Annotated in this window: 22 protein-coding genes and 1 pseudogene; 19 read left to right on the top strand and 4 right to left on the bottom strand. The window is 68.9% G+C overall.

Annotated features, from left to right (window positions below; translation table 11 throughout):
* Window positions 1-3 precede the first annotated feature (3 nt).
* The 5 genes from TPA0908_RS01265 to TPA0908_RS01245 all read left to right on the top strand — a co-directional run bounded on the left by TPA0908_RS01265 (window position 4) and on the right by TPA0908_RS01245 (window position 3,633).
* The gene (locus tag TPA0908_RS01265) at window positions 4-330 is read left to right on the top strand and encodes a hypothetical protein (protein ID WP_374709156.1); all 327 of its coding nucleotides are present in this window, start codon (window positions 4-6) and stop codon (window positions 328-330) included.
* A 30-nt stretch (window positions 331-360) separates the two neighbouring features.
* Complete coding sequence (locus TPA0908_RS01260) at window positions 361-939, top strand: putative immunity protein (RefSeq protein ID WP_281933866.1); 579 nt, start codon at window positions 361-363, stop codon at window positions 937-939.
* On the top strand, window positions 936-1,451 hold the full coding sequence (locus tag TPA0908_RS01255; RefSeq protein ID WP_281933864.1) for a putative immunity protein: 516 nt from the start codon (window positions 936-938) through the stop codon (window positions 1,449-1,451). Before TPA0908_RS01260 ends, TPA0908_RS01255 begins: the two co-directional genes overlap by 4 nt.
* A 102-nt stretch (window positions 1,452-1,553) precedes the next feature.
* Window positions 1,554-2,006 (top strand): SigE family RNA polymerase sigma factor, encoded by a 453-nt coding sequence (locus TPA0908_RS01250; RefSeq protein WP_281933861.1) that lies wholly within the window; start codon window positions 1,554-1,556, stop codon window positions 2,004-2,006.
* A gap of 52 nt (window positions 2,007-2,058) precedes the next feature.
* Complete coding sequence (locus TPA0908_RS01245) at window positions 2,059-3,633, top strand: recombinase family protein (RefSeq protein WP_281933859.1); 1,575 nt, start codon at window positions 2,059-2,061, stop codon at window positions 3,631-3,633.
* A gap of 527 nt (window positions 3,634-4,160) precedes the next feature.
* On the opposite strand, the gene TPA0908_RS01240 is transcribed toward TPA0908_RS01245, so the two are convergent.
* Entirely contained in the window at window positions 4,161-5,525 is a 1,365-nt protein-coding gene (locus TPA0908_RS01240; RefSeq protein WP_281933857.1) for a hypothetical protein, read from the bottom strand.
* Between the two features lie 1,047 nt (window positions 5,526-6,572).
* Between TPA0908_RS01240 and TPA0908_RS01235 the strand changes: the two genes are divergently transcribed.
* Window positions 6,573-7,421, top strand: coding sequence for a DUF2637 domain-containing protein (locus TPA0908_RS01235; protein ID WP_281933856.1), 849 nt, complete (start codon window positions 6,573-6,575; stop codon window positions 7,419-7,421).
* Window positions 7,422-7,765: 344 nt separating this feature from the next.
* A pseudogene (locus TPA0908_RS01230) lies at window positions 7,766-8,700 on the top strand (replication-relaxation family protein).
* A gap of 925 nt (window positions 8,701-9,625) precedes the next feature.
* Here TPA0908_RS01230 and TPA0908_RS01225 read toward each other — a convergent pair.
* Together TPA0908_RS01225 and TPA0908_RS01220 are read right to left on the bottom strand one after the other, a co-directional pair.
* Complete coding sequence (locus TPA0908_RS01225; protein ID WP_281933854.1) at window positions 9,626-10,258, bottom strand: 2'-5' RNA ligase family protein; 633 nt, start codon at window positions 10,256-10,258, stop codon at window positions 9,626-9,628.
* 13 nt (window positions 10,259-10,271) lie between these two features.
* Window positions 10,272-11,741 carry a helix-turn-helix domain-containing protein gene (locus TPA0908_RS01220; protein WP_281933852.1) on the bottom strand — a complete coding sequence of 490 codons (1,470 nt, stop codon included), beginning with the start codon at window positions 11,739-11,741 and terminating at the stop codon, window positions 10,272-10,274.
* Window positions 11,742-12,116: 375 nt separating this feature from the next.
* Here TPA0908_RS01220 and TPA0908_RS01215 point away from each other — a divergent pair, with 375 nt between their 5' ends.
* The 12 genes from TPA0908_RS01215 to TPA0908_RS31745 all read left to right on the top strand — a co-directional run bounded on the left by TPA0908_RS01215 (window position 12,117) and on the right by TPA0908_RS31745 (window position 24,626).
* Window positions 12,117-13,523, top strand: coding sequence for an APC family permease (locus tag TPA0908_RS01215; RefSeq protein ID WP_281933850.1), 1,407 nt, complete (start codon window positions 12,117-12,119; stop codon window positions 13,521-13,523).
* Window positions 13,524-13,528: 5 nt separating this feature from the next.
* A complete protein-coding gene (locus TPA0908_RS01210) occupies window positions 13,529-14,533 on the top strand; it encodes an acetamidase/formamidase family protein (RefSeq protein ID WP_374709165.1) in 1,005 nt (334 codons plus the stop codon).
* Window positions 14,534-14,542: 9 nt separating this feature from the next.
* Complete coding sequence (locus tag TPA0908_RS01205; protein ID WP_281933846.1) at window positions 14,543-15,223, top strand: GOLPH3/VPS74 family protein; 681 nt, start codon at window positions 14,543-14,545, stop codon at window positions 15,221-15,223.
* Between the two features lie 24 nt (window positions 15,224-15,247).
* Window positions 15,248-15,901, top strand: coding sequence for an N-acetyltransferase (locus TPA0908_RS01200; protein WP_281933845.1), 654 nt, complete (start codon window positions 15,248-15,250; stop codon window positions 15,899-15,901).
* Between the two features lie 24 nt (window positions 15,902-15,925).
* The gene (locus TPA0908_RS01195) at window positions 15,926-17,053 is read left to right on the top strand and encodes a tetratricopeptide repeat protein (protein ID WP_281933843.1); all 1,128 of its coding nucleotides are present in this window, start codon (window positions 15,926-15,928) and stop codon (window positions 17,051-17,053) included.
* Between the two features lie 91 nt (window positions 17,054-17,144).
* Window positions 17,145-18,641, top strand: coding sequence for a DUF4254 domain-containing protein (locus TPA0908_RS01190; RefSeq protein ID WP_281934624.1), 1,497 nt, complete (start codon window positions 17,145-17,147; stop codon window positions 18,639-18,641).
* Window positions 18,638-20,545 (top strand): hypothetical protein, encoded by a 1,908-nt coding sequence (locus tag TPA0908_RS01185; RefSeq protein WP_281933842.1) that lies wholly within the window; start codon window positions 18,638-18,640, stop codon window positions 20,543-20,545. The genes TPA0908_RS01190 and TPA0908_RS01185 overlap by 4 nt, the downstream gene beginning before the upstream one ends.
* A complete protein-coding gene (locus TPA0908_RS01180) occupies window positions 20,542-21,096 on the top strand; it encodes a phosphoribosyltransferase (protein WP_281933840.1) in 555 nt (184 codons plus the stop codon). Before TPA0908_RS01185 ends, TPA0908_RS01180 begins: the two co-directional genes overlap by 4 nt.
* Window positions 21,093-22,169, top strand: a complete 1,077-nt coding sequence (locus TPA0908_RS01175; RefSeq protein ID WP_281933838.1) for a glycosyltransferase family 9 protein — start codon at window positions 21,093-21,095, stop codon at window positions 22,167-22,169. Before TPA0908_RS01180 ends, TPA0908_RS01175 begins: the two co-directional genes overlap by 4 nt.
* Window positions 22,157-23,299, top strand: a complete 1,143-nt coding sequence (locus TPA0908_RS01170; RefSeq protein WP_281933836.1) for a hypothetical protein — start codon at window positions 22,157-22,159, stop codon at window positions 23,297-23,299. The genes TPA0908_RS01175 and TPA0908_RS01170 overlap by 13 nt, the downstream gene beginning before the upstream one ends.
* Window positions 23,296-24,042, top strand: coding sequence for an SDR family NAD(P)-dependent oxidoreductase (locus TPA0908_RS01165; RefSeq protein WP_281933834.1), 747 nt, complete (start codon window positions 23,296-23,298; stop codon window positions 24,040-24,042). The genes TPA0908_RS01170 and TPA0908_RS01165 overlap by 4 nt, the downstream gene beginning before the upstream one ends.
* A complete protein-coding gene (locus TPA0908_RS31745) occupies window positions 24,039-24,626 on the top strand; it encodes a histidine phosphatase family protein (protein ID WP_374709155.1) in 588 nt (195 codons plus the stop codon). The genes TPA0908_RS01165 and TPA0908_RS31745 overlap by 4 nt, the downstream gene beginning before the upstream one ends.
* On the opposite strand, the gene TPA0908_RS01160 is transcribed toward TPA0908_RS31745, so the two are convergent.
* A complete protein-coding gene (locus TPA0908_RS01160; RefSeq protein WP_281933832.1) occupies window positions 24,609-25,055 on the bottom strand; it encodes an NUDIX hydrolase in 447 nt (148 codons plus the stop codon). The two genes, TPA0908_RS31745 and TPA0908_RS01160, sit on opposite strands and share 18 nt — an antisense overlap.
* Window positions 25,056-25,311 lie beyond the last annotated feature (256 nt).

The following is a 25,311-nucleotide window of genomic DNA, read 5'->3' as shown; positions in this document are numbered from 1 at the left end:
CGCATGAACCTGCCCGTACCTCGGCTCGGGCCGCACCCGGACCGACCGCGTCCCTGCCCGCCGGGCCACCCGGCGCACCTGCCGCTCCGGCCGCTGTGGCTCTGCCGCGCCTGCGGCGGCCCGTGGCCCTGCGCCCCGGCCCGGCTGCTGCTTACCGCCGAGTACGCCGACCACCCGGTCGACCTGGCCGTCTACCTCTCCGGGCTCTACCACGAGGCCACCCACGACCTGTTCCGGCTCGCCCCGCACGACGGACCCACCCCACGCGAGTTGTTCGACAGGTTCGTCGGCTGGGGGCCCTACCGTCGAGGCGCTGCCGGGCGAGGCTGACCGGGAGCGTCGGGGATACGATCCACCGACGTGACCGCCCGCAGGAATGTCGTGTCCGGGGACTTCGACCTGACCATGGACGAGTTGCGTGTCGTGGCGCACTACGTGCTCCGGCACGCCGAGGACGTCCTGCCGGTCTTCGAGCGGGCCGTACCCGATGATCCGCGTCCCCGCGCCGCGATCGACGCGGCGCGGACGTTCGCGGATGGCGCCGACCGGACGCGACGGCAACGCGTGACGTCCGTGGATGCCCACCGGGCGGCCCGGTCCGCGCCCACCGAAGCCGCGCGTCTGGCCGCGCGGTCCGCCGGGGACGCCGCTGCGGCGGCGTACCTGCATCCGCTCGCGCAGGCCAGCCAGGTCGGCCACATCCTGCGGGCCGCGGCGAGCGCGGCGTACATCGGAGAGCTGACGGCCGGCGGCGACCCGGCGGTCGGCGACGCGTTGCTGGACCGTTCGCGGCGGTGGGCCACCCCGGCGCTCGTCGACGTGCTCCGCCGCTATCCGCCCGTGACCGGGCGAAGTAGCCGGGTGGCTCACCTGATGAGCATCTTGGACGACGCCCTGCGGCGGACGCCGGCCGCTGGTGAGGAGAGGGACGACTCGTGATCCTGCCGAAGGTCCGGGACCCCCGCTTCGTGACGATCCGTCGCGGCGGGACGCTCACCGACGACGACCACCGGCTGCTCGCGCTCTGGGCCGCCGACTGCGCGGAGCACGTCCTCGGCCTGTTCGAGGCGGTCCGGCCGGACGACCTGCGTCCGCGTGAGGCGATCGCGCACATCCGGGCCTGGGTGCGGGGCGAGGTCACGATGATGGTGTCCCGCGCGGCCGGCGGCCACGCCATGGGGGCGGCCCGGGACCTGCGGGGAGCCGCCCGGCACGCCGCGTACGCGGCCGGTCAGGCCGGGGCCGTCGCCCACGTCGCCGCGCACGAACTGGGCGCCGCCGCGTACGCCATCAAGGCGGTGCGGGCCGCCGCGCCGGACGGGCAGGCGGACGCGGCGGGCCGACGCGAGTGCCGGTGGCAGCGCAACCGCCTCCCGGCAGCGATCCGTGAGCTGGTCCTCGACGACCAGCGGCTGCGCAACGACATCTGCTGGTCGGTGTTCGAGGACTGAGCCACCGGAACCGACCATCCGACGGCGGCAACCATCGAGCGGCGGGGCGACGTCTGGGAAGGCATCAGACCGACGCACCACTGACCCGAAGGATCGGCTCGTGTGGACCCTCTCCTGAGTGAGTTCGACTCGTTCGTGCGCACCCGCACACCGGCGCTCCTGCGCTCGGCGTACCTGCTCACCGGTGACCAGCACCTGGCCGAGGATCTCGTCCAGTCCGCCCTCGCCCGTACCCACCGCTCCTGGAGCCGGCTGCACGACAGCGGCAACGCGGAGGCGTACACCCGGAAGATCATGTACCACCTCCAGGTCTCCTGGTGGCGACGCCGCCGGGTGGCCGAGTCGATGACGGGCGACCTGCCCGAGCCACGCGGAGGCGACTCGGCCCCCGACCACGCCCAGCAGACCACGCTCCGGCTCACGCTCCGGGCCGCGCTGGCCCGACTGTCCGCGAAACAGCGGGCCGTGCTGGTGCTGCGGTTCTTCGAGGACCGCACCGAGACCGAGGCCGCCGACCTGCTCGGCGTCACCGTCGGCACTGTCAAGAATCGTTAGAAGCTAGGGTCGATGTTGCCGACACGAACGTCGATCTAAGGGGACGGTTCTGATGGTACGGCGGAAGGCCCGGTCGGAGAACCAGGGCCGGTTCGACAGCAAGGACGCGCTGCTGGCCGGCGACTCGGATGTGCGGGCGTTGCGGTATCAGCGCGCGAGCCAGGACAAGAAGGAGCAGGGCAAGAGCGTTCACGACCAGGGCGTGCTCAACCTGGCCGAGATCACGAAGCGGTCCTGGACGGACGCGGGGTCGTTCACCGACAATCACCGCTCGGCCAGCCGGCGCGCAACGAAGGAGCGCGAGCAGTTCGAGTTGCTGATCGAGCAGATCCGCGCGGGCAAGGGCGACGTGTTGGTGGTCTGGGAGATCTCCCGCAAGGAACGCGACCTCGCCGTGTTCGTGAAGATCCGAGACATGTGCCACGAGGTCGGTCTCAACTTTTGGCTCGTCGGCGGAGTGCTGTACGACCTGCGGGACAAGAACGACCGGATGATGCTCGGCTTCCAGGCGGTGCAGGCGGAGTGGATGGCCGACTCGATCCGCGATAACGTACTGCGCGGCATCGTCGGCGCCGCCGAGGCTGGCCGCCCGCATGGGAAGGTCACCTACGGGTACCGGCGGATCTACGACCAGCGCACCCGTGCCCTGCTTCGGCAGGAGCCGGACACCGAGATCCGCACGGCCGTGGCGGCCGACGGGACGGTGACGGAGTACTCGCGTGCGCAGGTGGTGCGGGACAACTTCCGCAAAATCTCCGAGGGCACGCCGCTGACCGCGATCGAGGCCGAACTCAACCGGCTTGGCATCCCCGCCTCCGAGGGCGGACTCTGGCGTCGGGGCATCCTGCGCAAGCAGGTGATGAACCCGGCCTACATTGGCAAGCGGGTACTCCGAGGCGAGATCGTCGGTGACGGCATCTGGCCCGCCCTGGTAGAGGAGGAGACGTACTGGTCGGTGGTGCGGATGCTGGGCGACCCGTCGCGTACAACGACTCGGCCCGCCCGTGCGGTGCATCTGCTGTCGTACATGGTGCGCTGTGGTGTGTGTGACGGGCCGCTGTCGTCGCAGAAGGTGAACCGGCACGGCTGGACGGGGCAGGTGTACTCCTGCCTGCACAAGCGGTGCGCCGCGGTGAAAGCCGAATTCCTCGACGAGTACGTGCAGCGCACCGTGGTGGCGTGGCTGTCGCGACCCGACGTGCACGAAATCCTCACCGCCGCCAGCGCCACCGACGAGGAAGTCGCCCACGCCCGCGCCGAAGCCCAACGGCTGCGCGGGGAGTTGGAGGACTGGCGCAAGCTCGGGAAGAAGGGCGAGGTCACCGCGATCGCCTACGCCCGCGCCGAGAAGGGTCTGCTGGCGCAGATCGCCGAGTACGAGCGACGCGCCGCCGACGCCGGGATCCCCGTCGTGCTGCGCGGGCGCATTGGTGACCAGGCGGTGCAGGCGTGGCGGGACCTGGGCGACGACATTCCGGTCAAGCGGGAGATCATCCGCCTCGTCGCCGACATCAAACTCCTGCGTGCCGGGTTCAAGGGCGAACGCCGCAACTTCGGCCGCCACCGCCTCGACTGGCGGTGGAAGTTCGGCGCGCAGGACCAGCAGGCTGAACTCCGCGGATCCTGAGTCAGGTGCCGCGAAGGCAACTTGACCAGTGGGGAGAGTCGAGCGTCGATGGGGTCCGCCGCCCGCCCGCGGGCGGGCGGCGGACCCCATCGACGGAAGGTGTTCGGCTGTGCCACGCGAACGACTCAGTACCCTGGCTGTGCTGCCCGACGATGTCACTGATCCGCTGTTGTGGCGGCTCGCCTTGGATGTCGCCTCCGCACATCAGCCCGACGAGCGCGGCAACTGCCGCAACCTGCAGTGCCACGGGTAGCGCGGCATCTGCGCCGCCGCTCGCGCCGCCCGTCGTGCGATGAGCGGGGCGCGGGCACCCCGGACTACCGCGCCGCATCCGCCACCTGCTCGGGGTCGCGCGGCTGTGGACGACTCACCGAAGCGCAGCTACGTCGGCTGGTTTACCGCGCGCTCGCCGATCGAGGCCACACGCCCCGCGAGCCGGTCGGGGACGGTGCCATGCTCTTGGCCGCATCCGCAGCGCGCGGTGGCGTGAGCGGATTCCGGTTGTCGCAGGCTAGCGATATGGCTGCTCACCTCAGGTGGCCGAGCAGCTCAGCGGTGTCGATCTTCCCTGCGGCGGTCAGCGCTACAGCGATGAAGGTCGCAGCCATTCCCGCGACGGCGGCCAGGACAGCAGCGGATCGCTGGACACTGTTGGTGATCCTTGTCAATGCCACCGCGAGGCGCCCGGGGGGCTTGACGAATGTCTCTGCTGTCGGGGTTCCGTCCTCGTCGAACGCCGGGACCCTGGCAGCGAGCTCGGACAGTGACGAGCCCTCTTCCGGTTCAACCAGCAGGCCCAGCACCATGCGCAGCGTTTCTCGCAGGTCGAGGGGAAGCGTCGGGTCGCACGACTGCGGACTTTGCAGGTGTCGTCGGATCGACGCGCCCACCGCTCTCAGGACGGTCGCTGCGGGGTGCGGAGTGAACCCTCGTGGTTGCCGGCGATCCCACAGTGCGGCGGTCTGATCGAGCAGTAGGGCGACGCCCACCAGGCTGCTGCGGTGAGTGTCGGCAACCTCGCGGAGAGGTTCAGGCAGCTCCAGTGGATCGACGCGCTCTTCTAGGACAGGCGGGACCAACAACTGGCAGATCTCCACGGACAACTCCCATCCGGCCAATCGACGGCGTAGGAAAGACGCGGAAATGTGAGCAGGTACCAGCATCGGCGTTACCGCCAGGAAAAGCACGATGAGACTGAGGAGGGGAGGCAATAGGGAGTCGGCGTCCGATGACGACGTTGCAGCACTTGACGGCGTTGCAGCGGTGCCCAGGTCGGGTATCACCGCGACCAGGACTAGAACGGGATACATGGCAGCGAGCAATTCGACGGTATGGGCCATCGCGAACCAGAACGCGTTGGCGGCGAGCCGATCACGCCCCCTGCTGGACAGATCGTCAGGAAAACGCAGACCCGGAAGCTTCCCGCGCGGCTTGCCGGGCTGGGCAATGTAGCGCAGCCCATTGAGGAAGATGCGTATCGCCACCAGCACGCCGAGGATGCCCGTGAGGTGACCCACCCTGTCGATCGCCGCCGCGAACTCACCACCGGCGATGGCCCCTGGCACCAGAAGCAGGACGACGTAGGGAAGACTCACCGGCACCAGGAAACCAACGATCGGGACCAGCAGCATCAGCATCACGCGTCGCCACGACTCGCGGGCGACCAGCCGGCCAGGGATCCCGGGCCCCGCAGCGGACCGAGCCAGCTCCCACGCACCTCTACGCAGTCCTCGCCGTCGGATGGGCTCAAACGACGTGGACGAGACGCATCTCCACTGCACCGCCCAGAGCATCGAGCCACCGAAGGCGGCTGCCGCAACGATCCAGCCGACCATCAGGGCGATGACGCAGACGAGCAGAAGGGCCGCGATCACGGTCACATCGACCGTCATACCAGGCGCGGTCAACGTGCCGGCCCTCTAGCTCAGTATTCGGCGGTGTCGGACCTCGCTGAAACTGTGTGCTGGTCAGAACACGTCATCAATGCACTCAAGCCGCTCGTTGACACCGGCACCGCGAACTTGTGGATGCCAGCGGCTTCACACAGGGTCCGACAGGAGATTCGCGTCCCACCAAGTGAGAACCTTCCCGGACGACTTTCGCCGCGTCAGACCGGACTGGGGAGGACTGCGGCGGACCCACGCGGACTCAATAGCACCTAGTCGGACCCTAAGCAAGACTCGGGACCAACCTGTTGCGAATTGGTGGTTGACTCCCTCGGGTTTCCGGGGCGTAATGGAATGACGTTCCCGCAGCGCCGGTTGGCGCGGTCGGCCACACAGGCAGCGGGCAGGCACCCCCTGACCGGGTGCCTGCCGTTGTTCGTGCCGCGCCGCGCGGGGGCGTCGAGAGTAGGGAGGCCCCACATGAAGGATCGCCCGTCGGCGAGTTGAGCCGCCGCACCACCTGAGCGCTTCACGGCGCTGGCGGTGGTCAGTGTTGATCTGGTGAGCCTCGGCTTGGCCGTCCGCCCTGTGTCCACGCGCCGAACGTAGCCCGCTGAGCGGGTTCTGCCGATGCCTGCTGCCCTGGTGCCTGCCCCTGCGCGGGGTCGGGCGTGTTCGTTGACTCGACCATAGCGACTATGCGCCGTCCCCTGCCCACGCGTGGGGTCCGCCCGGCCGGGCGTTACCCGGCAGGGTCGCGCCTGCCCGGAAGTTGACCCCGAACCCCGGCAGGCGTGATCCGGGGCGACCCTTCCATGCCCGCACCCGCAACCCACAACCTGACCGAGGAGCAGAACATGATGTCGCGCCACACCAACCCGTTCGAGACGGCGGCTGCTGTCGCGGACCGCCGTCACACCACAACCCCGCACGTGGCTGTGCATGCGTCACCGCACTCAAGGTGGTGGGCCGTTGGCGACGTCTGACCAACGAAACCCCAACCCACCGAACGAGGCGGGGACGAGGCGGCAGCGGTGGGAGGACCGCGCCCAGATGGCGATCATGCTTTTGATCGGCGGCGCGGCTGGCGCGGCGTCGTTCACCCACGTGCATGACATCGCCGCCGGACACGGGCAGCCGGGCTGGCTGGCCTGGTCCGATGCGATCGTCCTCGAGCTGATGTCGATCGCCGCTGGTCTGGAGCTGCGGCGCAAACGACGCCTCGGTAACTCCGTCGCCTTCCCCGCAGCGGTGCTCGTGGTGGCGGTACTGCTGTCGCTGGCCGCGCAGGTGGTCGAGGCGGAGGCGTCGGTGATCGGCTGGATCGCCGCTGCCCTCCCAGCCCTCGGCTTCCTGGCGATGGTCAAGATTGCCCTCGGCCGCGCCGACCGCACCCCGCCCAAACAGGCCACTCGGCCCGGCCGGACGGAGCCCGGACCGCCGCCCGCTGTCGACGCGCCGGTCCCGGACAGCAAAGCGCCGGTCCCCGTTACCGCCACCGCGGTCCCGGACTCCCGGACCACGGTCCCCGCCGTCGCGGATCAAACCCCGGCGGTCCCGGACCGCCGAGACACCGCGATGACGACAGACGAGGACGGTCCGGAGGTCACCGCGCTGGTCCCGGCCGCCCGGACCGCCGCCCGCACCCTCACCACCGAAGGGACACCGCTGTCCCGCAAAGCCCTCGCCCGACAGCTACGCGCGGATGGACACCAACTGTCCACGCCACCGCCTCTGCCCTCGTGCGCGCGCTTCGCGCCGAGACCACATCGCCTGAACCGGATCTGTCACCGCGGAAGGCCGCGTGACAGAACGTCGACCCACGGCTTCCATCAGATCGAGCCGCCGCTGTCAGACCAGCACCCACGGCTGCCAGGAGACCCGGCAGCTGACACCACCTGACCAGACCTGTCAGCGCATTCCCACCCGCCGCAGCGGGCGGACACGCACCGTAGACCCACCCACATCCTCGATCTTGGAGCAGCAAACGATGACGACCCCAACTGACGACCTTTATCGACACCACCGACCGGACTCACACCGACTTGTACGGCGCCATCGCCCGGCACCCGGTCTGCCCGGCGGTTCAGCAGTCAGTGCCGATCTCCGTTCTACCGTCCGCCTTGATCCTGACCCCCAACCTGACCCCTCGCAGCCGCTCACAGCCCAGGTCAGCCCCGTTGTCAGCAGTCTGGGACCGCTCCAGACAGACCCTCCAGTCTCGGGTCTCTCCCCAGGGGCTGCCCGTGGGTAAACACCTACCGGCCGCGGACCCGCTGCTGCGGCTGCAGGCCAGCATCACCGCCCGCGACGACCGGCTCCTGGGCTGGCTCTACGACCACGGCGTGCTCACCACCGACCAGATCGCCGCCGCCCTGTTCCCGTCCCTGGACTTCACCCAACGCCGGCTACGCCGCCTCACGCCCTACGGGCGGTGGACCGGTTCCGACCCAACAAGGCCGACGGCGGCTCATACCCCTACCACTACGTCCTGGACCAACTCGGCTACGACCACGTCCACGTCCAACGCGGACTCCCACGAGGCCGCCGCGACCAGGCCCGCCGCCGCAAACACTCCCTCACCCGCCGGCCAGATCTGCCGCATCTGCTCGGCGGCAACCAGGTCTTCATCGACCTCGCCGCCCACGCCCGCACGCACCCCGACAGCGAGCTGGCCTGCTGGCAGCCCGCATCGGCCTATCACGAACCCGGCACCCTCTACCGCAAGGGCGGGGACCCGCAGATCATGCTCGCCACGGCGACCGGCTTCCCCCGCCCGGACGGCGCCGGGATATGGACCGAGCGCGGACGGTCCGTGCCGTTCTTCCTCGAGTACGACACCAGCGGGGAAAGCCTCCAGGTCCTCATCGCCAAGGTCATCAAGTACGAGCGGCTGTACACGATGAGCACTTGGGCATGGCCGGTGCTGTTCCACCTACCCTCCGCACGACGCGAGACGAACCTGCACCACCGCCTCGCCGGCATCAGCTTGGAGGCGGCCATCGCCACCACCACGGGCGAATTGCGCACCGCTCTTGCCGCCAGCCCTGCCCACCAGGTTTGGCAGTTGCACAGCCGCGCCGGCCGTCACCGCCTCATCGACCTGCCCTACACCGACGCCCAGCACGACGAGGAATACCCCGCCCACGACCAGCCCGCTGCGGATGAGCGGGCCGCCTGATGAGGCCAGGCGGGGATCGCTGCGCGTGCGGCGGGCCCGAAGTTCTCACATGCCGCCGGACCTACCCGCACCGGACCTGCCGGGGCAGTAGCCGTTGTCAGCGTACGAGCGCACACCGAGGCGACGAGAGCGGACCGCGCGCGTCAGACGGGACGCTGGGAGTGTCTCTCAGCAGCGCCGTTCGGCGACGGACCCCGCGCCCGCCCGCGTATTCACGACCGATGGCACGCCGGTGTGAGTCGCTGTGAGTGGCGAACCCTTCACTTCCGTGGCCACCGGAGGTACCGTCCGCGGCCCTCCAGCTCGCTGCTCGCCTCACCAGAAGTTGCCCAAACGGCGACCGCGTCGATCCGCCGCCCGACTCCGGCTGGCGGTATCCGGCGATCGGTCTTCAGAACTGCCTGCCAATCGAGAGAGGAGATGCCATGGCCCTACACCTCACCCCCACCTCACGAGCCGTCCTGGGAGGGACATGGCCGCACGCCGTGACCAGCAATCACGCGCGAACACACCACACCCGTCGCCGCCGACCCCGCCCACGCGGACAACCGGCGGCGAGGCCCCGACCGCGCGCCCCGAGGCGGACGCTCCACTCCTGACAGGGACGTTGTCGATGGCCCGCTACCTGACCGACCCCGCAACCGAGACTGAGATCCAAGCCTTAGCCGCCGAAGCCGGCCTCCCGACCGTCGACCAAGCCGCCACCCTCGCCCGCCTGCTCCGCCTCCACCAACCTGCACCGCCCCGCGCCGCGTGACCTGCGCCCGCCCCGCCTTGGGGCGGGCGCAGCCTCCTTCACCCGAACGCCGGCCGAGTGAGCACCCTTGCATACGGCGACCCTGCCCGCCCACGACGAGGCGCGGAGCAAGGAAGCATGGGCCTGGCGATCAACACCAGGGTTGACATGGCGGAGGTTGAACAGGACTCAGGAACCGAGTTCTACCGTGGCGTACGGTTCCCACACGTACATGCCCTCGTCGCGGTTGAGGACGATGAGCTGGCACGAGGTGATCAGCGCGTCGGCGCTGATCTTCGGGGCGGCGGAGAGGGCCTCGATGAGCGGCGCCGCGGGACCGTCGGTGTTGGTGTAGGCCAGGCTGAGGTGAGGGTTGTAGGGCTCGGCGGCCTCGGGTACGCGGTTCTGGCCCCAGACGTCGGCGATGGCGGCACGGATGGCGGTGCGGAGTTGCCTCACGGGCTCGATCGGGTCGACGGCGATCTGGATGGACTCGGGGTCGACGTGGGGGGTGCCGATGGTGAGCTTGAAGGGTGACAGGCGCGAGCATCGGTCACTGGCGGCTGCCACGATGGCATCGACGTCGTCGGGGGCGACATCTTGGACGAAGCCGATGCCCTGCATGGTGAGGTGAAGCCATCGGTTCGGAATGACGTCGAGGCTGGGCTGCGAAGACAGTAGGGACCTGTACTGGTCAGCGAGCTTCTCGACCTCGGGCTGTCCGTCAAAGGTGATGTGCCAGGTGTAGAAGCGGGATCCGATGCCCCAACCCGGTCGCCAGTACCAGTGATCACGGATATCGGTGGCGTGCGGGACTGCCATGGGTTCTCCAGGTTCAGGGAAGTTGCCGGGCGGCGCCGGTGGCGCAGAACTCGGTGATGGCTGCTTGGACGTTGCGGGCCTCGATGCTCGCGCGCAGTGACGGGTTGCCGGCGATGTTGCGCCCGACGCCGCGCAGGCGGTGCACTAGCGGGTCGAGCCGCTGTTCGGGTGGTAGAGCGAGCACTGGTGACAGGACCGAGACCGCGCCGTCGAGGCTGCCGGATTTGAGATGTGCTGCGGCGGCCCAGATGCGGATCTGGGCGAGTGTGCCGTACGCGACCGAGGGGTCCGCGGCGGCTTCCGTAAGGGCGTGCTCGGCGTGCTGAATGGCGTTGGTGGCATCGCCGATGCGGAGAAGCACTGAACCAGCGTAGTTGTGTTGGCGTACGGTGCCGCAGGCCAGAAGGCCCCCCACGGGGTCGCGGCTGGCACGTTGGCGGGCCTCCTCGGCCCGTTGCAGTGCTGCCCGTGCCGGCTCGACGGCGCCGATCTCGGCCCACGCGTCCGCTTCCTGGCAAGCCAGCATGACCGCCGCGCTGCCCTCGGCGGCATGGCCGAAGCCGCGCACGGCGGTGTTGGCCGCGTCCTCGAACCGCCGCTCCCACAGGTGGGTCTTGCTGATCGTTGAGAGAACCCAGGCGCGGAGGGTGTTGTCGCCGACGGTCTCGGCGCACATCCAGGCGGTGCGTGCCTGGGACTCGGCCGCGGCCGGGTGGCCGAGATCGCCGGCCATCCAGGCGAGCAGCGTGCAGAGGTAGCCCGCCCAGGTGTAGAGCTCCCGAGACTGATCTGGGTTTTGACGTCCGGTCTGCAGAAGGCGGAAGACACGGTCGGCCAAGAGCCCGGCCCGCGCGTAGACGACGACGGGTGGCTCGGTCAGGTAGTCGACGGCGATCCTGCGGGTGGAGGCAGCGACATCGTCGAGGGTGAACGGTCCGACGTTGGAGGCTTGCGCCCATGTGCCGAAGCTCGCCGTACGTTCTGCCACCGCTATCACCAGTTCCGTTTCGTCCTGCAGAGCGCCGAGGTCCCACCGCAGAGGCGCAGCCATCGCGCCAAGCGGTGCTGGGGATGCGACCGATGGCGCAGGCATCGGGGCAGCGTTCCTGCCGCTCAGCGCCTCTCGGTCTGCATCCGGCATAGCGGTCAGATCGTCGAGGTCGACCAGACTGCTCGGTTCGGTGCCGAAGACCTGCGCCAGTGCGTTCAAGGCGGCCAAGGTGGGCCGACGACCGCCGAAGGGCCACCGTTCGTAGTCGCTGATCCGCGCCCCGGTGAACGTCGCCGAACCGTTTCCCTTAGCGTTCAGTCTCTCGGCTACCGCGTCCTGGGTCCAACCATGGGCTTGGCGGAAGGCATCTCGGGGGCGTAGCCCGAAGCGGCGCTGCAACTCGGCGGCGATGGCGGCCGGGGTCACTCCGAAACCGGCAAGTTTCTGGCGTACGTGATCACGCTGCGCCTTGGTGCCCGTCGTCCTTGCCATCGCGGTCACCCCCTACGTGCGGCCTCTTGTCGCACGGTATCGCCCCTCTCATCGAAATCGGTACGGGACGCGACGAGGCCACCGGCCCGAGGGTGGGGAGCTAGCCGCCAATTGATCAAAGTTGGTGCAGGTCGAAGGTGTACGCGGGTGGGGGAAAATCTCACCACCACTGGGGATCCATTTACGTGGATGCGCTTGGCAAGCTTGCTGAGCCGGATCACGGTCGGTCCGGATGTAGCCACCGCCGGTGATAAATGGAGTGGCTGCCATAGCACCGTCAACCGCGGATGCCCGTCGTCGTCGGGTCGTTGGCGACCACCCGGCAGGCGTCTCTCCGCGCCCTGCTCGCGCTTCTCATCCTCGTGAGGATTACCGATGACAACCTCGAACGACCTGGCCCGCTACGGCTATCGGCAGGAACTTAGTCGCCAGCTTCGGTTTCGGGACCTGTTGGCGTACGGCCTGGTGTACATGGTGCCGATCGCGCCGATGGCGATCTTCGGCAGCGTCTACGCGGGCTCCGGTGGCATGGTGGCCCTCGCCTACGCCATCGGTGTGTTGGCGCTGGTGTTCACCGCGTTCTCGTACGCGCAGATGGTGAAGGCGTTCCCGATGTCGGGCAGCGTCTACAACTACGCCGGTCGGGGCATCAGCCCGCCGGTCGGCTTCCTCGCCGGCTGGGTGATCCTGCTCGACTACGTTCTCGTGCCCGGCCTGCTGTACCTGGTGGCGTCGGTGGCGATGCACGCCACGGTGCCAGCGGTGCCGGTGTGGCTGTGGCTGCTCGGGTTCGTCGCCGTCAACACCGTCGTCAACTCGGTCGGCATCCGCATGACGGCGGTGGTCACCCGGGTGATGCTCGTCGGTGAGCTGATCGTCCTGGCGGTCTTCCTGGTCGTCGCCGGTTGGGCCCTCGCGACGGGTAGGGGCCGGTTCAGCTGGGACGCGTTCTACAACGCCGACACCTTCACCTGGACCCTCGTGGCGGGGGCGGTGTCGATCGCGGTGCTGTCGTTCCTGGGCTTTGACGGCATCTCCATGCTGGCGGAGGAGACCCGTGACGGCGCCCGGCAGATCGGCCGGGCGATGGCAGCCGTGCTCATCCTGGCGGGGGTGCTGTTCATCGCGCAGACGTGGCTGGCGGCGATGCTCGTTCCGAACCCAAATGCGCTGCTGGCCGAGGGCGACGTGAACGGCACTGCCTTCTACGACGCCGCCGCGGTGGCCGGCGGAGGCTGGCTGGCGACGGTGTGCGCGGTGGCGACGGCGATCGCGTGGGGCCTGCCCAACTCGATGGTCGCGCAGGTCGCCACGTCGCGGCTGCTGTACGCGATGGCCCGCGATCGGCAGCTCCCCGCGTTCTTGGCGAAGGTGTCGGTGCGCCGCAGTGTGCCGATCAACGCGACGTTGCTCACCGGTGTCGTGTCCCTTGCCCTGGGCTTGTACATGGCGACGCGGGCGGATGGGATCACGCTGTTGTCGTCGCTGATCAACTTCGGGGCGATGGTGGCGTTCCTGGTCCTGCACGTCTCCGTGGTCGTCCACCACCTGATCCGCCGTCGCAGCGGCAACTTGTTCGCGCACCTGCTCATGCCCGCCATCGGCTTCGTGATCCTCGCCTACGTCGTGGTCAACGCCAACATCGCCGCTCAGCGCCTCGGCCTGGCCTGGCTGGCCCTCGGCATGGTCGTCCTGGCCGGCTTGTACCTGACCGGCCGCCGGCCGGTGCTGTCCGGCCTGGCCCCCACGCAGGCAGCCGGGCGTGACATGGAGCGGGTGTGATCGCGATGAGCCGCTTCACCTACCGTCCCGCCCGCGACGAGTTGGCCTACACCTTCGGTGGACGCCTGCCGGTGGCGCACCTCCGCTCCGGCGACCTGATCACCGTGCACACCGAGGACTGCTTCGGCGGCCTCGTGCGAGGACCGGCCGACCTGCCGTCGCAGGTGTGCCAGATGCCGTACCTGAACCCGGTGTCGGGGCCGTTCTTCGTCGAGGACGCCGAGCCCGGCGACACCCTCGCCGTGCACCTCGTGTCGATTGAACCGGCCCACGACTGGGGTGTGTCGGCGACGTTCCCGTACTTCGGTGCACTCACGTCGACCGCGCACACGGCCACGTTGCAGCCGCCGCTGGATGAGCGGGTGTGGGTGTACGGCATCGACCGGCACGCGGGCGTTGTCCGGTACCGGGCAACCGCCAGCGACCACACGGTCGAGCTGCCGCTGGACCCGATGATCGGCACCATCGGCGTCGCCCCGGGTGGCATGGAGTCCCGGTCCACGATCGTCCCGGACTACTACGGCGGGAACCTCGACACCCCGGAACTACGCGCCGGGGCCACCCTGTATCTCGGGGTGAACGTCCACGGGGCGATGCTCGCCCTCGGCGACGGTCACGCCTGCCAAGGCCACGGCGAAGCCTGCGGCGTCGGCGTGGAGATCGCCACCGTCACCACCCTCGCCATCGAGGTCGTCAAGGGTGCCGCTACCGCCTGGCCGCGTCTGGAAACCGACACGACGATCATGTCGGTCGGCTGCGCCCGTCCCCTGGAGGACGCCTACCGCATGGCCCACCAGGACCTCACCGCCTGGACCGTCGACCTGTGCGGCCTACAAGTGCTCGACGCCTATCAGCTCATCTCGCAGGCCGGGCGGGCGCCCATCGGCAACGTCTGCGACCCCAACTACACCGTCCTGGCCGCCGTCGACAAAGCCCTGCTCCCGCAGCCGGAGGCTGCCTACCGCGACGCGCACGCCCGGCTGCGGGCCCTTGCCGCAGTTCAGGAATAGGGGCCTGGGATGACCGCGTCGATACCCCAGCTCCCGCTGCGCGACGAGCTGTTCCTGCTCGGGCACCACGACGACACCGGCCAGCCGCACCTGCATCGTCGGGCCTTGGCCCTCGGCATGGCCGGCGCAGTGCTGATCGACCTGTTCCTCGCCGGACGGATCACCCTCGACTACTACGACGACCACCCGGCCTCGGACCGGTGGCTACGCCTGAACTCCGACCAGCCCGTCGGTGACCTGATCGCCGACACCGCCCTCGCCGCGATCCACCACGCCCGCGCCACCCCGACCGTGAAGGCGTTCCTGCGCAGCTTCGCCGGCGACCTGTACGAACGCACCCGCGCCGGACTCGTCGCCGCCGGGATCCTGCGCCACACCGCCCGCCGCCGCCTCGGCGGCCTGGTCCGCGCCGACGCCTACCTCGCCACCGAGACCAAATGGGCCGTCATCGCCCGCGCCCGCCTGCGCTACCTCGCCGCCGGCCGCGAACAACCGGACAACCACACCGCCGCCCTCGCCGGACTCGTCGCCGTCCTCGGACTCGCCGACCACCTTTACCTCGACGACGCTGCCGCCACCCTCACCGCACACCTGAAGACCATCGCCGCTCAGCACCACCGCCCCGTCCGGGAGATCACCGCCGCCGTCGACGCCTCGATCGGTGACCTCGCCACCGCCACCTACCGATAGACCGCCGAGGGGGACGACAACACCGTGGACTCGAGCGTTCGTATCCGTGCCGCCCGCTGGACAGACAGACAGGCCGTCGCCGCGTTGATCGCTGACACGCTGCACCCCAGCCCGCTCGGTGCCTGGCTGGTGCCGGACGCGGCGCAGCGCCGCCGGGTGCTGACCGACGTCGTCGCGGTGTGGGTAGAGCACGCGATGTTCTTCGGCGACGTACACCTCACCGAGGACCTCACCGCCGCCATCGTCGGCTTTCACCGCTACCGACCGATCCCACCGCCGGCCAACTACCCGACCCGCCTCGTGGAGGCCGCTGGCTCACAAGCTGAGCGCTTCAGCGCCCTTGAGTGCCTGATCGCACAGCAGCAACCCACCGAACCGCACTACCACCTGGCGCTCCTCGCCGTATCCCCAACGCGGCAGAAGACCGGCTGCGGCAGCGCACTGCTCGGCCATCACCGCACCCGCCTCGACCGCATCGAACTGCCCTCCTGGACCACCGTCCCCGCCGAAGCGGAACGCTTGCTCACCCGCTACGGGTACACGCTTCGCCCGCCCCTCACCGTGCCGCATGGACCGAGCCTGCGCCCCATGCGCCGCAACCCGCACCACGCCAGCAGAACCATGCCGACGAATTCCGCCCGCCCGATCGGTGACCGCTGGCCTGACCAGCACGCCTAACCCGTCCACCGCATAGGACAGATCATGGCCTTCCCTAGCAGATACCCGCCCGACTTTGTAGACGCTGTCGTCCAGCGCGTCGCCGATGCCCGCATCGTCAAGGCCTACGGCGCCGTCACCACCGTCGCCCACCAGTTGGACCTCGATCCCCGCATCGTGCAGAAATGGATCACCAAGGCCACGGCTCCACAGACGCAGCAGGCGGACCGAGGGGCGGACGGCACCGGACCGGGGCACGACTTCCTCGTCCCCGGGCTGCTGCGCTGCAAGTTCTGCCATCAAGCGGTGGCTCTGGCTGAGACGGCCGCCGCCGCACCGGCGTACCTCTGCGGAAACGACTGCTGGCCCGGGCCACTCGACGCCGTCGTCATCGCCGATCATGTCGGTCGAGCGATCCTGCGACATGCGCCACGGATCGTCCCTTTCCCCGCAGGGACACCAGCGCGCCCACACCTGGCCGCCATGCACGCCCACCGCATTCTGACCTGTGTCACCGTCGGCGCCGCCGCTCACGATATGACTCTGACCTGGCGCGCGGTACCGGTGGCCAGTCCAGACCGCTGGGAGACCGAACGCGCGAAGCGTGTCGCCGCTGCTCGCGACCTCGCCGCGCGCGATCCCCTACGCGCCCGGCAACTCCTGCACCGCAGCCTCACTGGCATCGACCCCGCGACCGCCGCACCCCATGCGATGCATGCCGAAGCCGGCACTCTTCTGGCCGCACTGCACCTGCGGCTCGGTGAGCTCGATGCCGCCATCCGCTGGGCCGGGTACGCCCACCACAGCGCCAACCACCTTTACGGCCCCACGCACCGGCGCAGTCTGCACGCCCTGCACCTTTTCGCTGCCGCTCACCGCAGCACCGGTCACCATCAACGCGCATACCACCTCTATCGGCAGCTCGGCGAGCACCTGGCGAGCAGCGACGGCCCACGCGGCAACCGCACCCTCGCCGTTCACGCCACAACAGCCCTCGTCCTGCACGACCTCGGCCACTGCCAAGCCGCCCAGGATCTCCTCGCCGACACCATCGCCACACAGCGCCGCGAGCACCCCGGCAACCCCTCCACCGCCCGCATGAACCGCCACCTCGCCCGCATCCGACAGAACTGCGCCACCAAGAGTCACCACCACGAGGACGGTGAGCGTTGAGCACCGCCCTCGCCACCGTGCTCACCTTCACAACGCCAGCACTGCCGTCGCCGCTGACTGCTCAGTGCCAGGAAGGAACCCCGACGCCGTGATGGCCACCCCGACTGCTCCCGCCCGCCGCCTGGCCGTCGGCCTGCTCGGCGGCGTCCTCCTCAGCGGCTGCCACACCACCACCCCGGCCCACCAGACGCCCGCGTCGCCGGCGCCCGCAATCACCGAAAGCCGGATCGTCGCCACGCAGCCGGCTGCCACCGGGCCGGGTCTCACCCCGTCACAGCGGCTGGTCGCCCTCGCCGACACCGTCACGGCCACGCCCGACGACACCACCACCGCTCTGCCTTACACCTACCTGCACACCCAGTCCTGGACCCGCGCCACCAACGCCATCACCCGCGCCGACCTGCGCCAATGGCGCCGCGACACCGACGGCTCGGGCCAGGAGAAGATCCGACGCCTCCCCGACCTGCCGGGACTGAACCACCAACCCGAACGCCACGAGCCGGCCCTGTTCACGCAGGCGCCTGAGACTACGACTGAACACCTGTCAGGCGGCCTGCATCCGTACCTGCCCGAGCCGTTGCCCGATGATGCGCCCACCCTCGCCGACATGCTCGCCCCCAGGGAACTGGCCGACGAACCCGCCTACCCACGGCTACTCGCCAACGGCGTCGTCGCGCTCGCGAGCACCCAGTACCTCAACCAAGCCCAACGGGCCACGAGCCTCCGCGTCCTCGCGGCCATCTCCGGCATCACCTACCGCGGGCAGAGCGCCGACATCGTCGGGCGCCCCGGCCTGACCTTCACGATCACCGCCGACGGATCCACCTCCCAGTTGCTGGTCGATCCGCACAGTGGCGAGATCCTCGCCGCGCACGAGCGGCTGAGCGGGCGCCGGCCGGGCCTGTTCTCCGCTGTCCTCATCCTCGAACGCGGCCACACCACCGACACCGGCACCCCTCCGCCCCTGACAGGCCGCAGTACCGGCCGCCGCCCTAACAAGGACCAAGGAGGCTCACCCATGCCCCTCCGTTCCGTCGGTGACCCACCACTCGCTTTCGACTCGCAGCGTTGTCCACCGCTACCCAGCTCCGAGTTGATCACCAGAACGTTCGGCGGCCGTCCGCGGGTTCTGCCAGAGGTTTGGGCGGTGCCCCTTCACACGGCGTCCCGGCTCGCCTCGCACCACCGCGAACAATGGGCGGCGGAGACAATCTCCCGCGACCCATCCGCTGACGACCACGTGGTGGCTGCTGCCAAGAGATCGATCGATCGTCTCAACGCCACTCGCGTCGCTCTCATCGGGGAGATCGACTCCTGGGTTGAGCAGGTGATAAAGCCGTCAGGTGGGGCACCCTTGCACACCGAGACGATCGGCTCCGTAGTCGACCGCCTGGCCATCGCGTGGGTTCGGTGGAGGCGATTCTCGGAGACCGCCCAGCTGGGCCCGAGCGAAGTCGATCCCTCGGTGGCGCTCCAGCAGTTCACCGAGCTCACCGAAGCCTTCGACACCCTTGTGCTCGACATCCATGAAGGTCGCCGCCGCATCCCTCACTGGCGCACGCTCAAGAGCTATCGGGAGCCGCGATGAGGACCGCCGTCACCCTCAACGGCACCGACAACGTCGGCAAGACCACGAACGCCCGCTGGTTGGCCTCGGCGATACCGGACATCGAGTTCACCGGAACAGTCGATCGGTGGGACCGGCGATGGGCCGAGGTGTCGCGACGAGACTTCAGCCAGTGGTGGTTCGTCGACAGCACCACCGAAGAACACATCGACCTCGTCTTCAGCTCCCACGCCACACGGTGTGCCGGTGGCGGCCCCTTGGCTTTGGAGGACCGCGGTTGGCCGATGCTTGTGGCGACCTGCGCGGCGACAGCGGCGGTCAAGGACGGCACATCCACCGCCGAGGCGCTCGCCCACGTTGAGGCCAGAGCACGTCGCTATGCCCCCGCGCCACGCCGTGAGCTGCACCTGCTGCTGCGCCACACCGACCAGCCGGTAGCCGAGGCGCACCACGCCGTGGCACGCGAGCCGGTGCCGACCACCGAGCGCTACGTCGAGTACCAGCAGCGACTGGCCGAGGCGATCGATCTCCAAGTCGATGGCGGGGAGTACGAGGCCATCGTGGTGCGCGGGCACCGCCCACTCCTCGACGTGCAGCGTGAAATCCGTGAGGCCCTGACGCGGCTCGACGTGCCCGTCGTTCCGCTGCCGCCAGACCGGATCCAGCACCTATGGGTGCTTGCCGGTATGTCCGAGAGCGGCAAGAGCACGGTCGGCGAGTTGCTCCGCTCGGAGCACACCGCCACCCGGCTGAAGATCGGCTACCTCATGCAGCTCGCCGCCGATCGGCTCGGGGTGACCGATCCGTATCGCGAATGGGACGAGGTGACCCAGGCGCAGATGCTCACGGAGGAGATCCTTCGATTCGCCGCGCTGAACCCGGGCTCGCACCGGATCAGCCTGGAGAGCGCGCACCGCTTCGACGCCACAGCACATCTCCGCAGGATCTGGGGCCAGCGCTGCGAGATTGTGTTCCTCCGCCTCCCGGACCGGCTTCGCGCGCAGCGCGCCACCGAGGCCATGGAGTCGCTCTCCGCCCGCGACTCGATCAAACGAAGCCGGGGCGCAGACCGCATCGCGTCAATCGCCGACACCCTCATCGACAACGGCCACAGCCTCGCCATGCTGAAGAGGGCGGTCACGGAAGTTGTTCACCGCAGGTCCGGGGCCAGGATTCCACCACGTGCGGACACGGCCATCCCCGAGGCCCTGCAACCGGTACTCGCCGACTGCGTCGCCAGACTGACCGATTCTGAGACCGCGCTCGTCGCCGCCACGGGGAGCCTCGCCCATCAGGGCTGGCAACCGGGATGGAGCGATATCGACCTCCTTGTCGTACGCGACACGCTGCCGCTCGACTGGCTTCAGACTAGGCGTGTACCCCAGAGCGGGCCGGCGGGGGAGAAGATCGCACTGTCGTCGTTTACCACCCGGGAGATGCTCGCCGGGTCGGTCCCACCCCGGGTACTGCACTCGATGCGGCAGATAGCCCGCGATGGCTACGGCCTGCTCTACCGCCGAAGCGACCTCGTCCTCAACGCCTTCGACGCACCAACCGACGACCGCGCCTCACGCGGCGAACTGCCGCTCGTGGCGATGGTGCTGCGGCGACTCGCCGCGAACCCCGAGCCCGATATCCGCGCTGTCTACAAGCACATCGTGCTGATCATGAAGATCATCCTGCGCGCCGACGGGGTGGACCTCGACACCAGCGAGGAAGTCCGTCTCGCCTTCACCGCCAGCCATCCGAACGCCGATATCGACCTCCCGACGCTGGCCGAGGTCAGTGACGACCGGTGGCGACAGGACGAAATCCTCTCCCACCGGGTCCGCAGAGCCGCCGCCAAAATCCTCGCCTACCACGACGCGCTCGGCTGCTCGGTCGCGTCCAACACACCCCAGACGGAAGGACCAGATCTTCGATGACCACCGCCTTTGACGAGGTTCTGCAGGCCGATCGGGTGACCCGACTCGGGGTGGGAGACACCACTCGTCCGATCCGCGTCGTCCACGGCCTTGATGGCATTCGCACCGACGTGGCCGCGGAACAGGTACTGGCGACGGGACGCAGCTTGTGGAAGCGATGGTGTGAGCACCCGGCCTACCGGCCGCACGATCTTCTCCTCGGCCTGGACGCTGGCGGCATCGTGCCGACAATCGCGGTGGCCTGGGCCAGCGGTAGCCAGTACCGGCTCGCCTGGAAAGTCAACCTCGACCTACCCGGGAAGCTCGTGTTCCACGAGCCGCATGCCCGGCGTCTCGAGGTCTTCGCCTACGGCGACTTCGAAGGACTACGCGTCCTCATCGTGGACGACGAGATCACGACCGGACTCACTCTGGCCAATCTCGTCGAGGCGCTCCGCACGGCCGACGCCGACATCACCGGCGCGCTCTGCCTCGTCGAAGACACCGCTGGCGAGGGCCGACAGCTACTCGAACGCAATGGGGTCCCGCTGTGCGTACTGACAACGCTGTGACCCTCGTCGACGAACCGGTGTGCCACCGCGGCGGGCGGTACCTCGTCCGACGTGAACGGGCGCCGCTCGGCCGGCTCCTGCCGTATCGCCGGGCCAACGGAGAGACCCCACCCCGGCAGGCACGCCTCGACGCGGTGCGTCAGACCGGTTGGAGCGTCGACTTCGGCTCGCGCGGGCTCGGCGACCTGCTGCTCGGCCTCGCCATGGCACAGGCGCTTCACGACGCCACACACGAGCAGTTCGGAACGCTGGAGTACGCCGGCAGCCGGGCGGACCTGATCGCCCGGTGCACCCTTCCAGTCACGGTCAGGGGCGGCGACGGGCACCAACTGGGCACGCTCGGCAGCGAAGACGCCTTGGAGTTCGAGGCGGTACCGGAAGCGCCTCCAGCGCTGCTCGACCTCATCGACCTCGACACCGTCGAGGTCCATGCGGCGCTGCCGATGCGCTACTACCTCGACGTCGAGCAAGCCCTCGGCGTCCGGCTCCCCGCATCCGGTGACCCTTGTCCCGGGTTCCGGTCGTCGGTCGCTGCGTCGGAGCCACTTCACGTGGTCTTCGTGGGCACGACGAGTCGCCCCGACCGCAAGGACTACGGCATTGACAACTTCGGCGCCCTCGCCGAACACCTGTCAGCCCGCCACTCGGGCTCTTGGCGCTTCAGCCTGGTGACACCACCGGACCACCAGCCTCCGGCATCCGCAGGGCAGATTGAGGTACTTCACGGACCAACGGCGGTCGAGTGCATTGACATGTTCGCCGACGCCGAGCTGGTCATCGGCAACGACACCGGCTTGACCCATCTCGCCGCACTCACCATTCGAGCGGACGGCACCCAGCCGCATGTGGTCGGCCTCTACGGACGGCACGGCTACGCCAAGTGGATCACCGGTTCAGCAGGCCACCACGCGGTGGCCACCCCGTTCTCGCACCTGATGTCGGTCGCCGACGCGTGTCCCGTGCGGGACCGCTACGACGACGCTCTCTGGTCCACCGCGAGCGACCTTCGCGCCATCCCCGCCAAGGTCATAGCCGACTTCGCGGGGCAGTGCGCGGGCTGGTGGACTCGATGATCCGCGTCGGCCGCTACCGCCGCTTCACCATGAACCGCACCTTCCACCTCGACATCGGCACACACCGCCTTTTCGCCAAGGTGAACCCGAACCCCGTGGAGGCTGCGGCCGAAGTCGCCGGGCACCACCGAATCCGCCACCACTACCGGCTACCGAGGCTGCATTCCCACCACCGCGTCGGGCACTGGACCCTCACCCTTTACGAACGCCACCAACCCGATCTTCCGGACACCGGCCTGCTCCTCGACGCTCTCACGTCCACCGGCCCCGGCAGCGCGGCCAACCTCGACTTCGGGCTCGACGCAACCTTCCAGCACTACCGCCGAACCATCGACGCGACCATCTGCCGAGTCCCCACCTCACGCGCCAATAGCAAGCTCTACCACGACCGGGCCCAGCCCGGCGGCAGGCTGGACCACTACTACGGCCAGAACCCGATCCTGCTCCGACTGACAGATGCCGACGGTCTCCGGCCCTCCGAGCTGCGGGAGACCACCCTCATGGTCAACGGACAGCCCCGACGGCTCGACCTTCCTGCCCTCGTCAGCGAGCTACGCGACGCCTTCCAACCGGACGAGCAGGTCTGGGCCGCGATAACCCAGGGCGACCCCACCGACTTCAACATCGGCCTCGACGCCGACAACCAGCCCGTCTGGTTCGACTACGACACCGCAGGCCTCAACGCCCTCCCCGGCGAGATCGCCTGCTTCCTGTGGTACCAGAGACTGCACGGCGCCTGGCTCGTCCCGCACTACAACACCGACGCCTACGCCGATCACAGGAAGGCACTCGCCGAAGCTGTCGAACCCACCGTACGGCTCAGAAGACTCTCCCACCGAGCCGTCGGCATCGACTACCAGCACCAACCATCGCCGGCCCGGCAGCAAGCCATCACCCGATACCTCACGACGCTCGCCCGGCCGCTCGCGCTCTCCGCCGCCACGGATCTACTCACCTGGATACGCCCGTACCTCGCCATGCGGATTCTCGCCGTCTACCCACTACAGCTCCTGGAACCCCGCGACGCCGCCCTGTCGCTGGGCCTACTCGCCGACCTCTACGCCTCCGACGCCGACCTGGAACAGATCCTCGGACTCACCACCCACACGCCAGCGGAGCCCCCCTTATGAGCCGCCCCATCGCCGTCATCACCGGAGCAGGCACCGGCATCGGAGCGGCCATCGCCACCCGGCTGTCCGCAGAATTCGACCTCGTGCTGACCCACCGTCACGACGACACCAACCTCGCTGCGGTCGTCGAGGCCGCCCGCCGCCACGGCGCACAGACCCACACCGTCACCGGTGACCTGACCGCCGCTGACACCCAGACCGCACTCCGCGCCACCATCGAGCAACACGCCGCCCAACTCGCAGCCCTGATCAGCAACGCCGGCGCGTACCCCCGCACCCCGTGGAGCCAGACGGACCTCACCGTCCTTCGCGACCAGCTCGAACTCAACCTCGTCACGCACGCTGCCGCGATCCGCGCCGCCACAACAGCTCTCATCGCCAACGACTACGGCCGAATCATCGTCGTCTCTTCAATAATGACCCAGCTCGGACGCGTCGACCTCGCCGGCTACATCGCCGCGAAAAGCGGCCTGGAAGGACTGGTCCGCGCGCTCGCCCGCGAACTCGGCCCCCACAACATCACCGTCAACACCGTGCGGCCCGGCTCGATCGAGGTCCCCGCAGAACAGAGCGTCGTACCCGACCACGACGCCATGGTCCGACGCCAGCTCGACCGACAGTGCATCAAACGACGGGGTCAACCCACGGACGTCGCCGCCGCCATCGCCTTCCTGGCCACCTCGGAAGCGGGATTCATCACCGGCCAAGCGATCAACGTCGACGGCGGCTGGCACCTGTCATGACGACCCTCTGGATTCGCCACGGAACCAGCCTCGACGGAATCACCATCCCCCACGCCCATGCCCGCCCCCACACGCCCCTCACCGCGCGCGGCGCGGCACAGATCGCCGCCACCGCCCACGCACTTCGTGACCGCGGTGTCCGGCCTGCAATCGTATTGACCAGCCCGCATCCGCGCGCCGCCACAAGCGCGGAGATCCTGGCTGCGATGCTCGGCGCGCGGCTCGCTACCCCAAACCCGCTGTACGCCGAGTGGCGGGCCCCCGACTGTGTCCTCGGCAGAGGACCTGACGAGTACCCATCTGAGTACCGGACCTGGCGCACGGACCGGCTCCGCGACCCGGACTCGGCCCTGGCCGGGGGCGAGAGCCTTACAGCGCTCTACGAACGGGCAACGGCTGCCTCGGCGATCCTCGGACACGCGGGTGAAGGATCCACAGCATTGATCGTCTCGCACCGAATGCTCATTGGCGCGGTCGCAGCGATCACCGCCGGAGCGAGCCGCCCCCAAGACGTGTTCCAAGTCGCGCGCCGCTTCACACTCGCTCCGGCAGGGATATGGCCTGCCTTAGCTGAACTCCGATAGCAAGGCATCGGCGTTCGCGAGGATGAACTCCTTCAGGGCCTCAGGCTTCAGGTCCACCTCAGGAAGGCGGTCGACAGCCACCCGGTCCAGGACATAGCCACCGCGGCCCGGATCAGTGAATTCCGCCCCCGTGCGAGCACTCTCGTCTACCTGTGTGAGCCGACAGGAGACGAAGTGCTGTACGGACACCCCATCCCCTGACGGTGAGCTGAACAAGAACACCTGGCTGAGCCGATCTGCCTCCGCGCCCAACTCCTCCAGCAGCTCACGTCGGAGGGCTGCATCGAGGGATGCGTCAGTCGGTTCAAGGCCGCCACCGGGCGCAGTCCAGTAAGGGGCTTGGCCGGGCTTCGTCCTCTTGATCAACACGAGCTGATCGCGTTCGTCCCACAGGATCGCCCGAACCGACCGACGCACGACTTCACGCATGTAGACCCCTATCAGTACTTGCTCAAAGGCGCGGGCGATCTGAAGTTACACCGCGACATCGCGCATGCACAAAATGCTCAGATGGCGTACCTGAGCGTGGCCTGGTCTCGACAGTGGCGGGGCAGAGCGCCCGATTCAGGCGAGAACAAACAGTTTATGCGACGACCAGAACTGCAGATGGCAGTGATCCGCACCGACGGGTTGACCTAGCAGCGAACGAGCCAATCGAAGGGCGGCAACACCCGCCGCCGGCACT

This window comes from Micromonospora sp. AKA38, assembly GCF_027925725.1.
Taxonomy (GTDB): Bacteria; Actinomycetota; Actinomycetes; order Mycobacteriales; family Micromonosporaceae; genus Micromonospora.
Note: the sequence above shows the minus strand (reverse complement) of the source record. Positions and strands in the feature narration are given on the sequence as shown.